This window comes from Streptococcus sp. 2022WUSS135, assembly GCF_044427045.1.
GTDB lineage: Bacteria > Bacillota > Bacilli > Lactobacillales > Streptococcaceae > Streptococcus > Streptococcus hashimotonensis.
The window spans coordinates 18,233-33,928 of the sequence record NZ_JAOTGL010000011.1 but is presented as its reverse complement, the minus strand read 5'-3'; the positions used below and the strand labels follow the sequence as shown (position 1 = coordinate 33,928).

Here is a 15,696-nt window from a genome sequence, read left to right as displayed (position 1 = left end):
CCTATAGAGTGCTAAGCACTTATACTCCCATTATACGCCGAAAAAATGGATTGTCAAGAGAAAAAACCAAAAAATTAGCACTCTTTTACCTAGAGTGCTAAAAATCAGTCTGAGGACCTAGTTGCTCTTTATCATATGATAAAATCGAAAACCAACTAACAACAAAAGAGGAATATAAATAATAGAGATGCCCAAGACAAAACCTGGATGAGTTTCTATATTCATCCCTAACAGAACAAAATATAGTCCCAAAGAAACGAAATATCTCCTTTGAAAGATTGTTTTAACAAACTCCACCTTACTTTCCCTATCGCCATATAATTCAAGTTCACCTTTTACAGCTGCTTTCTTGAAGATTACAAAGTTTTGGCAAGCCGCCACCAATTCCCAGCCATAATCCTCATACATACGCAGATAGGCTCCCTTATCCTTGTTCTTAGATTCCTTAAAATCAACTTGATACACAACATCTTCTGGCTCACATTGTTCAAAATGATAAAAGAAACTCCAACTAATTTTAGTTAGTTTCCACCCTTTCCGATGCATTTCAGTCAGATACTGTGCCTGCTGATTGAAATCTGTGATGAAAAATACTTTACACTCTGTCTTAGTTTCCATAGCTTTCCCCCTTACTATTTCGATAGAGGCGTTCAATTCGAGCCAATTCTATATCCAGAATTTCTCGACCTGTTGCTGTTATTTGGTAAAACTTTCGCTTGTCTTCTTCTCTAACAAAGACAATCAAGCCGTCTTTCTCCATTTTCGATAGGGTGCCATACATGGTCCCAGGGCTAATCACGACCTGACCTGCCGTGACTTCCTTGGTCTTCTGGGTAATATCGTAACCATGTCGTTCCTCCTGTAAATGAAAAAGAATATAGAAGGCTGTTTCTGTCATGGGAACATAGACGCGTTTTAACTTATTGTTCATAAAATACCTTTCGCACTACGATACATCGAACTTCGATGTATAAATTACATCGCACCTCGATATATAAGTCAACAAAAAATCAGAGAAAACTCCCTGATTTTATATCTTATTCCCCTTGGGCAATCAATTCTGCTCCACGTTTGCGGTAGGATAGGTCGCCAACTGTTTCAATTAAAAGCTTGCCATTTTCGTATTTGAGGACGGTGATTGAGCCGTTATCGAGGAAGACATTGGCACCACGCTCTGGCTCCAACAGATGGGCCAGGGTTGCAATGGTCATACCGTGGCTGACCACAAGGGCATTGCCTCCACCCTGTTTTTCCAAGTCTTGGGCGATAGCCTCAAAACCTGTCAAGATACGATTGCTTAAGACCTCCCATGATTCCGCCCAGCCAGCTGTATCTGCTTCTTGGATACCTGCTGCAATTTCCGCAAAGGACATGCCTGTCGCATCAACTGTCCCTTTCAAACGAGGCAGGACACCTTGGAAAAGCTCGGCATCATACATGCCCTCGAAACTACCAAAGCACCATTCACGGATACGCTTGTCTTGGTAATATGGGATTTTTCCTAAAATTCCCAACTCACGCTGGGCGATGGTCATAGTCTGAACGGTCCGCCCTAGGTCACTGGATACAGCTAATTTAAAATCAAGGCCCGCATCCTTGAGCCCCAAACCCAATTCACGAATTCCTTCCTCACCAGACTTGGTCAGCGGTGTATCACACCAGCCCTGCACGCGCCCGATGGTATTAAACATGGTTTTCCCATGTCGAGAAATATATAATCTTACGTCTGCCATAGTGTTCTCCTTGTCTTTTCTTACTATTAATATTCTTCGAAAATCAAAAGCAAACGTTGTTGACTTGATTTGATGAACTTCAGTTCTATCTGCATCTGCGTCGCCTAGTCTGCTTTTGATTTTCATTGAGTATAAGTATAGCAAAAAACCGACTGCTTGTCGCAATCGGTTTACGTTTTTAGTTCTTAAAACTATGAATCGGTGCTGGAATTTGTCCGCCACGGTTGATAAAGTCCGCAGACGAAGCCTGATTGACCTTCATAACAGGAGCCGTTCCCAGAAGGCCACCAAATTCAATCATGTCCCCTTCTTTTCCAAGCGGAATAATACGGACCGCAGTGGTTTTCTGGTTGATAACTCCAATCGCTGCCTCATCCGCAATCATAGCCGCGATAGTTTCAGCAGGCGTTGTTTCTGGAATGGCAATCATGTCCAAACCAACTGAACAGATAGCCGTCATAGCTTCCAATTTTTCAAGGTTAAGCGAGCCATTTTGCACCGCCGCAATCATGCCCTCATCCTCAGACACAGGGATAAAGGCACCTGACAAGCCACCGACTTGGTTGCAGGCCATGACCCCACCCTTTTTGACTGCGTCATTGAGCAAAGCCAGGGCAGCAGTCGTTCCGTGCGTACCTACGGTTTCTAACCCCATTTCCTCCAAAACCCGTGCCACTGAGTCTCCAACAGCTGGCGTCGGAGCAAGGGACAGGTCCACGATACCGAACTTAACACCCAGGCGTTCGCTGGCCATATTGCCGACCAACTGACCGATACGTGTAATCTTGAAGGCCGTCTTTTTGACGGTCTCTGCCACCACATCAAAGCTCTCCCCACGCACTTTTTCAAGGGCACGCTTGACCACACCAGGACCAGACACGCCGACGTTGATGACCACATCCGCCTCGCCGACACCATGGAAGGCACCCGCCATGAAAGGATTGTCCTCAACCGCATTGGCAAAGACCACCAGCTTGGCCGCTCCCATATCAGAAGCCTCCGCCGTCTCCTTGATGATCCGCCCCATGTCCCGCACAGCAGTCATGTTGATGCCTGTCTTGGTCGAGCCGATGTTGACTGACGAGCAGACTTTTGTCGTTTGGGCCAATGCCTGCGGTATAGAGTTGATGAGGATTTCATCTCCTTTTTGGTAGCCCTTTTGAACCAGAGCTGAAAAACCTCCGATAAAATCGATACCGATCTCATGAGCCGCCTTGTCCAAGGCATGAGCCAGGGGAAGATAATCCGTGGCATCCGTCGCTGCACCAATCAAAGCAATAGGCGTTACCGATACCCGTTTGTTGACAATGGGAATGCCTAGTTCTGCCGCAATCTCATCACCGACTGCTACCAAGTTCTTGGCCTTGGTCACGATTTTAGTATAAACTTTCTCCGCAACCTTATCAATATCCGAGTCAATACAGTCCAAGAGGGAAATTCCCATGGTAATGGTCCGAATATCGAAGTGCTGCTCCTCAATCATCTCAATGGTTTCTCTAACCTGTCTAATATCCATGATTGCTCTCCTTACAAGTTGTGCATGGCATCAAAAATCGCCGCACTTTGAATGTTGATTTTCACATTCAAACTTTGACCAAAGGCATCCAATTCCGCACGAAGTTGCGTGAAATCTTGCTTCTCATCTGATGACACCACCGCCATCATGGTAAAATACTCATCCAAAACTGTCTGAGAAATATCATCAATATTCAAGCCCATTTCCGCAATCTTAGTAGCAACACCCGCAACGATTCCTGACTTGTCCTTACCGACAACTGTAACAATAGCTTTCATCTGAACACCTCTTCTAAATTTTCATTTATTTTATCATAAATATGCAGAAAAAGGTAGAAATCGTCTAGTTTCTACCTCTAACGTACGTATTTATTTTACCAATTGTGACCGACGGGCATAGGCTTTCCAGTCAATCCCACGCGCTTCGCACCAGTTTTGTACATTTGGAGCCAAGACCAAATCTTTCTGACGGAGTTCCGCAATGTTCTTAGCACCCAGCATGGTCATGATTTCTGCCATCTGCCATTGGAAGGTTTTAATAGCCTGCAGGCCGTCATCAAAACGATGCCCCTTACCATCCTTGACATACTGAAGGAAATGATTGGACATACCAACAAGGTCTGCACCGAGGGCCAATGATTTGACAATATCTAGCGGCGTTTTAATGCCACCAGATGCAATCAAGCTTGGACGGATATCTTCAGAAACAGACATGGCTTCTACCAAGGAAGTCACGGTAGACTGCCCCCAACCTTCTAAATAGGCATAATCATTGAAGGTCCGACGGGCATTTTCAATCTTGGCGAAATCTGTCCCCCCTGTACCTGACACATCAATGGTCTTGACACCGACAGAAGCCAGTTGTGCTACTGTTTCACGGCTCATCCCAAAACCAACTTCCTTGACGATGACCGGTACTTCCATCTCCCGCACCAAGGTTTCGATATTCTTCAACCACATGGTAAAATCACGGTCTCCCTCAGGCATAACAATCTCCTGGGGTGCATTGACATGGATTTGGATGGCATTGGCCTCCAACAAATCCACCGCCCGCTTGGCATTCTCGACACTGTGGTGGGCACCTAGATTGGCAAAGATAATCCCGTAAGGATTTTCACGACGCATAACGGAGAAGGTTTCCGCAACAGACGGATCCTTGATCGCCGCACTAACCGAACCTGAAGCCAGAGCAATCTTCCCAAAATGCCCCATAATTCCCAAGAGACGATTGATTTCCCGCGTCTTCTTGCTTCCACCGGTCATGGCATTGATGAAGAAAGGAAAGGCAAAGTCCAAACCAGCTACGCTGGTCGAAATATCCACTTCATCCACCTTGGTCTGAGGTAGGGAATGATGGACAAACAAGGTCTCCGTAAAGTCCTTGGCCGGTGTGGCACTATATTGCTGGTTGGCCAAGCCAACGTGTTGATCCTTGCGGTCTAAACCAAATTCTCCTAGATAAAACATAGGGTTCTCCTTATTCTCTACTTGTGATCTTTAGTTGGAGTGGTAGAATGCCGGCTTGTTGCCAAGCCTTCTCAATCGCTACTTTTTGTTCCTTACTGTCTACCAAGCAAATGCCGCAGTCACCACCGCCTGCACCAGATGACTTGGCCACCGCTCCATAAGTCTGGGCCAGGTCACAGAGTTGGCTCAGTCGAGGCGTTTCAATGACCAAGCCCATTCCTCTCTCAAAATCTTGTAAGAGCTTGCGGTTCTGAGAAATGGCCTGTCTTACTGACGCTGAGTCATTTGTCTGACAAGCTACTATCAACTGCTCTACACAGGTCTTGGAGTCGGCTAGAAACTGGCTATGAATGTGTTCTTTTTCTGCCTGACTTTTTTGGCTTTCCATCTGGGAAACCAATCGATCTGTCGAAGCCGCCGACCCTGTCCAGCCAACCAAGAGTTCTAAGCCTTCAGGCAGCTGGATAGGGCTGATGGACAAACCTTGCCAATCACTTTCTACCAGATCAAGCAGGGAGAGCTCTGCCATTTTCCCTAAAAGCCAAGAACGGTCCAGGGAATGATAGGCGATCAAGCCACCAAAACTGGAAGCCGCCAAGTCACCGAAGGAACCTGTCATACCTAGCTTGGTCTGGGCCAGGGCTGCCAGCTTGTAGGTCAGCAGGGCATCTGGTCGGTGACCGTAGTAGATTAACAGGGCCTTGACCGTCGCAACTGTCACTGCCCCTGACGAACCCAGGCCATACTTGGCACCTGAAGTCTGGTCATCCAGGTCAGATTGGACCGCTAGGCTGTAGGTTGCTTGACAGGACTGACCTTTGGCTGTCAGATAGGCTTCTGTCACCTGCATAGCTGTTTCAATCAGAGCATAGGGATGGTCCCCTTGGACATGAAGGGCACCTTCCTTACGCTCCCAGGTCAGATAGAGGTCTGCTTGCTGGCTGGAATGAAGTAGGCCTCGGTCACTTGTTTCAATGGTGACAGTCAGGTATTGGTCAAGAGCCGCAATCACTGCGGGATAACCTGCTTCGACAACTGCGTATTCCCCTGCTAGAAATAGTTTTCCAGGTATCTTTACTTGTACTTTCATGCTACAAGCCCTTCTCAAACGCTACTTGTGAGGCCTGCCACTCGTCTTCGCTGAGGACATAGGCAGCAGGACCAGGCTTGCTGGTAATGATTTTCTCCCTTGGGAAGACTTTGGTCAATTCAGCTACTAGCTCATCCATTTGACTTGCTCGACAGAGGACCTTGACATTTGGTCCGGCATCCATGGTCATGTAGGCTGATAAGCCACTTTCCTCACGAACCTGACGGACTGCCTCTTGGGCCACTAGGCTATCGGCTGACCAGTAGGTAAAGGGCGGATTGGCAGAAAGCGTTGTTGCATGCATTTTCATGCCATTGTGCTCTGTGATTTGACCAAGTTTTTCAAAATCACGGTTAGCAATAGCTGCCTTGATGTCCACTAAGTCTTGTTTGGCAGTTTCTACCCAGGCGGAATAAAATGGCGAGGTGGCAATCGTGTGGTCCATTCCCTCTCGGCTGGCAATTTTTTTCGGTCCAGTATTGACGGCTAAGACGACCATGGCAATATCCCAATCGGCATCGTCAATGGGATGAGCCATAGAATCTTCCGAACCCGTTCCCATATCCCACTCGACAAATCCACCGAATAGGCTACGTGTGCTAGAGCCAGAACCCCTACGAGCAAGGGTTGATAGGGTGGCTGGTGACAAATCTAAATCCAAGGCTGTTGCAGTTGCAAGTGCAAGTGCTGCGAAGGCTGATGCTGAGCTGGCCAAACCAGCCGCAGTCGGAACAAAATTTAGACTTTCCACTCGGGCAAATGCCCTTTCACCTATATATTCGCAAAACAAATCCAAAAATCGAGAAATTTTTAAAATTTCTTTTTCTTTTTGTAAGATTCCGTTGAGATAGAACTCATCCGCAGTTAATTCTGGGTCAAAAACGACCTTGGTATCGGTATAAAATGCGTCAAGGGTCAGGGATAAACTGGAATTCATAGGTAGGAATAATTCCTTATCGCGTTTTCCCCAGTATTTAATCAAGGCAATATTGGTATGGGCACGGGCAATGCCTGTTTGTTTAGTCATTGGTTTCTCCTAAGTACTGTATCCAGGTTTGGCGGGCACCTGCTTGGTCAAGGATGTGTGCAAGTTTTTGGGCATCCTGGGCTGTTCTTGCCAGGGCAATCATGCAGCCTCCTCGGCCACCACCAGTTAATTTGGCTCCGAGGGCTCCATTTTCTTGGGCAAGGCTGGCTAACTTATCCAGGCTGGGATCAGACACGCCTAATTTTTGCAGGAGGGCATGAGCTTGGTTCATTCTGCTGCCTAGAAGCTCTGCCTGGTCTGTGGCCAAATCTTCCTTGGCCTGTCGGGTCAAGGTGCCCAGTTCTTCTACTAGCTTGATAGCCTCTGGCTTTTTCTCCAACAAATCCGCCACGTCTGAAATGGCTTCTAAGGTATTTCCCGTCACGCCTGTATCAGCCACTACCAAGTGGGCATGGAGTTTCAGCTCCAAGGGTTCGATGGGCTGGTGCTTGATAAAAAAGACGGGGGACTTGCCGCTGGTGGTCGCCGCATCAATGCCCGATGGGTTGCCGTGGGCAATTTTTTCCGAGGACTGAACGATGTCCCAGAGTTCACTGTCGGTCAGTTCTTTTTCATAGTAGGCAAAGAGGGCGCGTGCTACTGCAACTGCCACAGCTGCACTGGAGCCCATGCCTCGCTCGGCGGGAATAGTCGAACTAATCTCAATATGAATCGCTGGGTCTGTCGGCGCACCAATGCGATAGAGCGAAAAACGAATGGCGTGCTTGAGGCTTTCCCAGATTTTTGGCATCTTGTGAACTAAGCCTTTATAGAAGTCACAAGCAACAGTCAGCGCTTCCCCTTGAGCAGTTACCTGAGCAATAATTTCAACAGCAGAAAAAGGCATAGCAATTGCTGGTTGCCCATAGACCACCGCATGCTCTCCCATCAAAATGATTTTCCCATTTGCTTTTCCTACTACCGACATACTTTTCTCCTTATACAATCACTACTATTATACCATTTTTACATAAGAATAGAACATACGAAAACAGCCGACCGCGGCCGACTGTTCTCTAGGAGATTATATGATACCTAGCTCTTTGTCGCGTGCGACTTAGAGATAGGGACACCTTTAGGTGAAAAGATGGACGAATATAACTAAGCAAACTTCCAAAATGTGCCGAAACACGAAAACAGCCGACCGCAGCCGACTGTTCTCTAGGAGATTATATGATACCTAGCTCTTTGTCGCGTGCGACTTAGAGATAGGGACACCTTTAGGTGAAAAGATGGACGAATATAAACTAAACAAACTTCCAAAATGTGCCCAAACACGAAAACAGCCGACCGCGGCCGACTGTTCTCTAGGAGATTATATGAAAAAGATATGCCAGCCGTTTGAGCTTTAGCTCTTACGGATGACGATACTGAATACTATTCAGTAAATTCGCTATTTCTAGCTTGAATATAGTATATAGCTACTAACTTAAAAGAAACTGAAAGTTTTCTTAGCCTTATCTTAAATTGATTCTTGTTTTGAATACCTATACTGAAAAAATAGCACCCCTGCTCGGAAGGCATTATCTAAAATCGTTGCAATCCAAATGGCTGACAAACCGATTTTAAAAAATGTTACAAGTAAACAAGCTATGCCAATCCGCACTAGCCACATACCGATAGTTGTGGCATAAAAGGGTAATCTAGCATTTCCTAAACCTTGCCAAAGAGCTGTCAAAATAAGAGTGCCAGCTGTAAAGGGAACTCCCAACATGGCATAAAATAATACTGTTTGACTAGCTTGTGCTGCTTGAATATCCTTAGTATAAAGGCCGATTAGGAAAGGCCCCGCAAAATAAGTCACACCAGCCACCAAAAACATAAACAGCAAAGAAAGGCCAAAGCTTGTTCGAAAAATATGTCGAACCATAGCCTTATCCTGTCTGTGTTTCGCTGTAAGGATGATTGTCGCGGTAGCAATCCCTAAAGCCGGCATATAATTAAACTGCGTCAGGGTTTCTCCAATCGCATTTCCAGCTATCGTCGCTGTTCCTAAGCTGGTAATCAAAGCTACGACTACCACATCTCCCACCCGCATCATCAACCGTTCACCAGTTGCTGGCAGGGCAAGTCTAAGCAGTTCTTTATCAAAGGACCAGGTCCATGGTTTTAAAGAAATCGGTAAGCGAGACCAAAGCAGACTACAACCAATCAATCGCGATAATACCGTTCCAATCGCAACCCCAGCTACACCTGCATGAAGCACAAAGACTGCAAATGCTGAAAATAGTGCATTTAAAATGTTAGAAAACAGGCTGATATACATAGGAAAACGTGGTTCCCCCAAGGTTCGTAAGATTGCACTCAAACTTGTCATAAGTCCCAAAAAAAGCGCTCCCCCACCAACCAATATCAAATAAAGACCTCCAGCCCGTACCACTTCTGACTCTGCTCCCAAGCTAGTAAGTACTATTGGACCTGCCAGAACTGAAAAAATCCCTAAAAGAAGACCGATAAAAACTGTAAACTTGACACTTTCACTAGCAGTTCCTCCAATGCCTTCTGAGTCCTCTTCACCCAAAGTCTGAGCCAAACGAGAAGACACCGCTGCTGCTAGGGCAATAAAAACCGCCTGATAGACGGCTAAAATATTATTAGCAAGGGAAACTCCAGACAAAGCTACGATGCCAATACTGGCTACTAGATAAGAGTCTACTACCCCCATTAACATCTGGAGAAGGTTTTCCCCCATGGCTGGAAAGGCAATGGTTAAAATTTCTTTATAGGTTTGTTTGTTCATAATCTCTATTTCAACTGTTTAATATCTACTATTTTATCACAAACAAGATTCAATAGCTCTTCATCGTGAGAAATTAACAAAACCAACTTATTCTTCATTTTTAAGTCTACTAAAGCAGAAGCAACTTGTTGCATTCGTCTCAAATCCAAGCCGCTCGTCGGTTCATCAAAAATGAAAATTTCCTTATCTGCCAGTAAGCTGGCCACTATCATCACGCGCTGTTGTTCACCACCCGATAAACTGACCGGATGCCTCTCCAACAAATCCGATAGACCAAAACGAGCTACCAAACGTTCATCGACAGCTCTATTTTTCCTTCCAAGAGTAAGTTCTCGCTTAACACTTTCAGCAAATAGTTGGAGTCGAACATCCTGCATAACAAAGGCTGTTTTTTCCAATCTCTGGCGACCAGACAAGGTTTGACCTTGCCAAGAAATCCTACTCTTCTTATCTTCCGCTAAACCGACCAGATAACGAGCAAGGCTTGTTTTTCCAGAACCATTCGCTCCAACCAAACCCACCACCTGTCCTGGTGCCAAGCAAAGTTTTTCAATCTCGTAGAGAGTATTCTCTTTCTGACTTACCGATAAATTTTCAACAAGTAAACCCTCTTTATCATTAACAAACTGGTCCGCCAGCTCCGCTATTGCCCGCCCATAAGGCTCCGAGTCATAACAACGCAGTCCCATATCCTGACGGCATTCTTCTGTCCGGCTTAAAAACTCATCTGCTAGATAATCCGTCACCACTTGCCCATCTTGAAAATATAAATAGCGATCTGCCAACTGGCTGAGATAAGACAGTCTATGCTCGGCAATAATAATGGTCTTTCCTTGGCTTTTTAAAGTTTTCAAGATGTCCTGTACAATCGCAATCCCTTCCTGATCTAGGTTGGCAGTCGGCTCATCTAAAACCAAGACATCTGTCCCTTGCATGGCTGCAACAGCCAAGGCTAGACGTTGTTGCTGACCACCTGATAGACTGGAAATCGTTCGCTGGCTAAGAGAAGCCAAACCAAATAATTCCATAACCCAAGCCAGGCGATTCTCGATTTCTTCTCTTGATAAACCCTGATTTTCACAAGGGAAAACCAATTCCTGCAAGACCTGACTATGAAAAAATTGAGTAGACGGATGCTGAAAGACTGAAGCAATGTGCCGAGATGTTTCTTCCAGACTAGATTTTTGTAAATCCAAGTCCCCTAAGAAAATTTGTCCCGAAAGCTGAGCAGGATAATATTCTGGCGTCAAACCATTCAGTACCTTGAGAAAACTAGACTTCCCAGAGCCACTCTGCCCACATAAAACAACACACTGGCCTTCTGGAATGGTCAAATCCTCTATCTGCAAGGCTGGTTTATCTGCCCCTGAATAAGTTAATGCTACATTTTTTACCGTCACAGCCGGACGAGAATCAGAAAAACGAGACAACATAAGCAAAGACTCCAATCTAGCACGGTCCAAGACGACCGAATATATGCAGGTGATTTTGTAGATACAGCCAAACCTTTTGTCAGACTGGCTACTGTCAATTCCTGAGCTGTTCGCAAGAGAGACATCATCAAGGGAACCAAGAAAAACTCCATGTACTGGAGTGGCTTACAAACCACATCTCTCTTCCGTAAAAAAATTCCTCTAACCTTCAAAGAGGCACAAATCGTACGAGCATCCTGTTTAATGGCAGGCAGGAAACGAAACATTACTCCCAACGTCAAAAGAAATACCTCTGACAGGTGCCATTTCCGCAAGCCATGAATGAGTTCGTAACCACTTGTCGTCATCAGCAATAGATGTCCTGCCAAAAGCGGAGGCCATGTATAGGTCAATACAAGCAACAAATGCGTCAGCCATGCTGGAAAAAATATAATATAGGATAACAGACAAAACATAGCATAGGCTATCGGACTCATTATAGCCATTTTCCGCTTTCTAGAAAACCAGAAAAGCAGGCTAAGGCCTAAGACCAACACTGCATTTTCTAATATTGTGAGACGCATCCCATAGGTAAAACTAGTGAAGATGACGAGAATAATTTTTGTACGAGCATCTAATTTCATGAAAGATAACCTGATTGTTTAAAATAGCGCTGAAGCATATATTGACCAAACAGACCACTGATAAGAGCTGTTAAGATAATGGTCGTTGACAACCAGAGTACATTCCCTGGAGTGAAATCAAGCATGACACGAGCGATGTATTCTGCTGATTTTCCATGTGCCAAAAGATTGGCCTCATAGGCATCACGCATGAACCACATAAGAATAATAGGTCCCAGGTTTCCAAAAGAGAAAATGATATAGCTAAGAAGATTGGTCCATTTTTGTTTATAGTGACCTGACTTCGCTACCATTTCTGCCAAAAAACCAAAGGTCAAACTAGGGAGAAAGGCCGCTGTCGTATAGCCTGATAGGAAAAAGAAACAGGCCATTACTGCTCCAACTAGACTAATTGAACCAAATTTACCAACCTTGGCTACCAATAACATATAAACAGGTCCTGCCAAAAGGGCTGCTCCAGCAGGTGCATACATCATATTACCCGAACGATCAAAAACCAAGCTCAACAAGGTTCCTAGACCAACACAAACAAAGTAGAGGGCAGCAAAAGCCCCTGTTACCATCAGATCTTTTACTTGTAATTTCTTCATTTATTTTTCCTTTACTAATTGTCCGTCTTCCAAGCGGAAAATGGTATCTGCACAAGCCATGGTTGAGCTTCTATGGGAAATCAAGAAGACCATGCCCTGACAGTGTGCCTTGACCAGCTGGATAAAACGGGCTTCATTGAGCGAATCCAAGTTGCTGGTCGGCTCATCAAAGATATAGCAGTCTGCATTTTTGAGCAAGGCTCGCATGAGTTCCAAGCGTTGTCCTTCTCCTGCTGAAAAGTCACTGGCTTCCACAATCGTATCCAAGCCCTGCGGTGCTGCCAAAATCCGTTCTTTCATGTGGCATTTTTCTGCCAAGTCCATGATGGTTTCGTCTGACACATCCGTCCGCCCCAAGAGGAGATTGTCCCGAATGGTCTGGCGGAAGATTTGTGGTACCTGAGGTACATATGCAAAGGAGCCCTGCAAATGAGCCTTGTCTACCTTCCGACTATCCAAGCCAGACAGGTTGATTTGACCTTGCTGCCAGTCATACCACCGCATGATCAATTTCATCAAGGTGGATTTTCCTGCACCAGACTCACCGACCAGACCAACGATGCCACCCTGTTCAAACTGGACAGACAGATTGCGATAGAGCCCTGTTTCTCGGTCATCATAATCGAAGTCAACTTGCTCAATAGCAATATCTTTTACGCTGACCTCAACCAAGTCACCTGTTCGCTCTGCTTCTTTTTCATCCAAAAGAGCATAGATGTTCCGACCAGCATTCATAGCCCGCTTGAAACCAAGAGGCAGACGGCTGAGCTCCAAGAAGGGAGCAAAGGAACTGGTAAAGGAAACCAGGAGGGCTACTCCAGTCGCCAGGTCCAAGCTCTGACTGCCAACCAAGTCGAAGGTCAGCCAGGTAAAGCCCATGATAGACAGACCTACCACTAAGAATGACACAGCATATTGCATAAAGTTGGTCTGGGCAACCTTTCGCTCCTGACCGTTGACCTCCTGACTTTTGTTCGTCAGAGTGGCAAAACGAGCATCTGTCTGCTGGAATTGCATCAGATCCTTCATGCTCTTAAGGCTTTCAATAAAGTAGGACACATAGCCCTTGCGACTAGCATTTTGCTCCTTGAGCAAGGGTTGTAACTGCTGGGCAAACCGATTGGGAATGGCAATCGCTAGAAGGGCGTAGGTCACCAGAGCCAAGAGAGCCAAGCCCCAGCTGGACAGACCAAAATAGACCGTCAAGCCAAGAGCCACCAAAATCCCTGTACAAATCGGAGCAATGGTATGGGCAAAGAAAACCTCCAAGGCCTCAATGTCCTCCCCAATCATCTTGAGCAGGCTACCACTGTCCTGCCGGTCCAATTTCCCAGGAGCCAGGGCCCGCAATTTCGCAAAAATCAGACGGCGGTAGGCAGCCAGGGTATGAAAGGCCACATAGTGACCGAAGTAGTGCTCGCCATAGCGGAAGGCCCCACGCAGAAGAGCTAGAATGACTAAAGCTCCCAAGGTCCATAGCGGAGCAGGATTGCCAGCAAGGGCATCAAAAGCCAGATAGACCAGGGTTACTGGAATAGCAATGGTTACCACCTGTCCCAAGACCGCAAAGCAAACCGCCACCGTAATCCGTGGCAAGAGGTGTTTCATCGAGCCCAAGAGTCTCGGAATCAGCACCCGTGTCGGCATTTCTTTCTTATCCATAAACGGCTTCCTCCAATTCTCTTTGTTGGTCGACCAGCTGACGATAGGCCGAGCTAGTCTGATAAAGTGTAGCATGGTTGCCTGTCACAGCCCCCTCCGCAGACAAGAAGAGAATATCATCTGCCTGCTCCACTTGCTTCATCTTATGGGTAATAATAATGACAATGGCATCCTTGGCCACCAAGTTAATCAAATCGTAAATCAAGCCTTCATTGTCCTGATCGACGCTAGAAGTCACCTCGTCAAAGATATAGAGCGAGCGTTTGGCCAAAACCGCACGGGCACAGATGACCTGCTGGCGTTGACCCGGTGACAAGAAAGCACCGTCATCGCCCACAATCGTATCCAAACCGTCCGGCAGATTCTTGACAAACTGCAAGACCCCATGCTGATCTGCCCAAGCCAAGATGTCCTCCTTGGTCCAATCACCAGCCATACGTAAATTCTCATAAATCGACTGATTGAGCAAGGTTGACCGGCCCGACACATAGAGGACCTGCTCATTCAGAGATACCTGACTGACACCTGAAATCTCCTGCTCACCCAAGTAAATCGCTCCCTTATCTGCCTGCAAGCGTCGCAAGAGCAACTGGGCCAAGGTCGTTTTCCCCTGCCCTGACTCACCTGCCAAGGCATAGACCTTACCAGCTGTCATGGTCATGGAAATATCTTTCAAGACTGGCTTTTCTCCGTAGGCAAAGGCCATATTTTCCAGTTTCAGACTGTCAAAAGCAGGCACATGGGCAGCATCGATTTCCTGCTCCGCTGTCATGCTGTCCAGGAAACCAAAAATGCGATCCGCCATCTTGGTATTCATCATGACCAAGTGCATACCGTAGCCCTGCTCCCGTATGGGTGCAAAAAACTCCGTCGCAATGAGGACAAAGAAAAGCATACTAAAGAGGGAGAGATTGCCTGCCGCTAGGCTATTGACCGCCACAAAACCAGACAGACCAATCCCCAGATACATGACCGCATCCATATAGCCCACCGCTTGCAGCTGGAAACTGAGCAACTCCATGGTCGCATCGCGGAAGTCCTCCGCCTGCTCATTGAAGGTCTTTTCATAAGCCGCGTCCGCCTGATAGGAATAAAGGGTGTTGAGCCCCTTGAGGTCGTCCAGGAAAAGATTGCCCACATCCATGTAGGAGCCCCAGTAGCGATTCATGATCCGCTTGGACCGCTTCTGCATAGCGATGATGGAAATGGGAATCAGAGGCAGGGCCAAGATGAAGATGACCGCACCCAGCGGGAAAATCAGAAAGACCAGAAAGAGAACAGTCGCACAGTTGAACTGGGTCCGCAAGGAAGAAGCCATGTAGTAGGAATAGTAGGTATCCAGGCTGTCAATCCCTTGCGAAGCGATGTTAAAGACATCCGCCGCTGTCGCTTTTGACTCAAACTGACCGTTCTTGGCCAAGAGAGCCTCAAAGAAGGACTGCTTGAGCGAATCCCGAGCAAACTGGGAGCCCAAGCCCTGCAAACGCTTGGCAATCAAGGCCACACCATAACCAAAGGCATTGAGCCCCAGCAAGATGAGGACAAACTGTACTAAATCAACCTGCCCACCCTCATAGTAGGTCACAAAGCCCTTAGCAATCAGATAGAAGGAAATAATCCGCATCAAAAATTGTACCCAGGATAGAAAGGCTGCCAAATAGACCAGCTTCATCTTGGGCTTGATGCGTTCTTTGAGCCGCTTCAAGAGGGCTTTTTTCTTTTCTCTGGAGATTTTCCCCTGTTCTTGTGCCATACGCCACCTCATCTACAAGTATTCCTATATAGTATATCATTCTTTGAATTATCTGTAAATTTT

At 46.4% G+C, this 15,696-nt stretch carries 15 protein-coding genes; all 15 read right to left on the bottom strand.

Annotated features, from left to right (window positions below; genetic code table 11):
• Nucleotides 1–117 precede the first annotated feature (117 nt).
• On the bottom strand, nt 118–618 hold the full coding sequence (locus ODU45_RS05080; RefSeq protein ID WP_105139336.1) for a DUF2812 domain-containing protein: 501 nt from the start codon (nt 616–618) through the stop codon (nt 118–120).
• On the bottom strand, nt 608–931 hold the full coding sequence (locus ODU45_RS05075; protein WP_105178865.1) for a PadR family transcriptional regulator: 324 nt from the start codon (nt 929–931) through the stop codon (nt 608–610). The genes ODU45_RS05080 and ODU45_RS05075 overlap by 11 nt, the downstream gene beginning before the upstream one ends.
• Nucleotides 932–1,037: 106 nt before the next feature.
• The gene (locus tag ODU45_RS05070; protein ID WP_318819569.1) at nt 1,038–1,733 is read right to left on the bottom strand and encodes a histidine phosphatase family protein; all 696 of its coding nucleotides are present in this window, start codon (nt 1,731–1,733) and stop codon (nt 1,038–1,040) included.
• 178 nt (nt 1,734–1,911) lie between these two features.
• A complete protein-coding gene (locus ODU45_RS05065) occupies nt 1,912–3,249 on the bottom strand; it encodes a PFL family protein (protein WP_398580885.1) in 1,338 nt (445 codons plus the stop codon).
• Nucleotides 3,250–3,260: 11 nt separating this feature from the next.
• On the bottom strand, nt 3,261–3,527 hold the full coding sequence (locus ODU45_RS05060) for an ACT domain-containing protein (RefSeq protein WP_105248596.1): 267 nt from the start codon (nt 3,525–3,527) through the stop codon (nt 3,261–3,263).
• Between the two features lie 90 nt (nt 3,528–3,617).
• Entirely contained in the window at nt 3,618–4,715 is a 1,098-nt protein-coding gene (gene fni / locus ODU45_RS05055) for a type 2 isopentenyl-diphosphate Delta-isomerase (RefSeq protein ID WP_105121559.1), read from the bottom strand.
• 10 nt (nt 4,716–4,725) lie between these two features.
• Entirely contained in the window at nt 4,726–5,805 is a 1,080-nt protein-coding gene (locus ODU45_RS05050; RefSeq protein WP_398580884.1) for a phosphomevalonate kinase, read from the bottom strand.
• Between the two features lies 1 nt (nt 5,806).
• A complete protein-coding gene (gene mvaD, locus ODU45_RS05045) occupies nt 5,807–6,832 on the bottom strand; it encodes a diphosphomevalonate decarboxylase (protein WP_398580883.1) in 1,026 nt (341 codons plus the stop codon).
• A complete protein-coding gene (gene mvk, locus ODU45_RS05040) occupies nt 6,825–7,760 on the bottom strand; it encodes a mevalonate kinase (protein ID WP_398580882.1) in 936 nt (311 codons plus the stop codon). Before mvk ends, mvaD begins: the two co-directional genes overlap by 8 nt.
• Nucleotides 7,761–8,294: 534 nt before the next feature.
• On the bottom strand, nt 8,295–9,572 hold the full coding sequence (locus ODU45_RS05035; RefSeq protein WP_398580881.1) for an MATE family efflux transporter: 1,278 nt from the start codon (nt 9,570–9,572) through the stop codon (nt 8,295–8,297).
• A 5-nt stretch (nt 9,573–9,577) separates the two neighbouring features.
• Complete coding sequence (locus ODU45_RS05030; protein ID WP_398580880.1) at nt 9,578–11,005, bottom strand: ABC transporter ATP-binding protein; 1,428 nt, start codon at nt 11,003–11,005, stop codon at nt 9,578–9,580.
• Entirely contained in the window at nt 10,969–11,628 is a 660-nt protein-coding gene (locus ODU45_RS05025; protein ID WP_398580879.1) for an energy-coupling factor transporter transmembrane component T, read from the bottom strand. Before ODU45_RS05025 ends, ODU45_RS05030 begins: the two co-directional genes overlap by 37 nt.
• Nucleotides 11,625–12,218: an MptD family putative ECF transporter S component gene (locus ODU45_RS05020; protein ID WP_398580878.1), complete on the bottom strand. Its 594-nt coding sequence runs from the start codon at nt 12,216–12,218 to the stop codon at nt 11,625–11,627. The genes ODU45_RS05025 and ODU45_RS05020 overlap by 4 nt, the downstream gene beginning before the upstream one ends.
• Nucleotides 12,219–13,880, bottom strand: a complete 1,662-nt coding sequence (locus tag ODU45_RS05015) for an ABC transporter ATP-binding protein (RefSeq protein ID WP_398580877.1) — start codon at nt 13,878–13,880, stop codon at nt 12,219–12,221.
• The gene (locus ODU45_RS05010) at nt 13,873–15,633 is read right to left on the bottom strand and encodes an ABC transporter ATP-binding protein/permease (protein ID WP_398580876.1); all 1,761 of its coding nucleotides are present in this window, start codon (nt 15,631–15,633) and stop codon (nt 13,873–13,875) included. The genes ODU45_RS05015 and ODU45_RS05010 overlap by 8 nt, the downstream gene beginning before the upstream one ends.
• Nucleotides 15,634–15,696 lie beyond the last annotated feature (63 nt).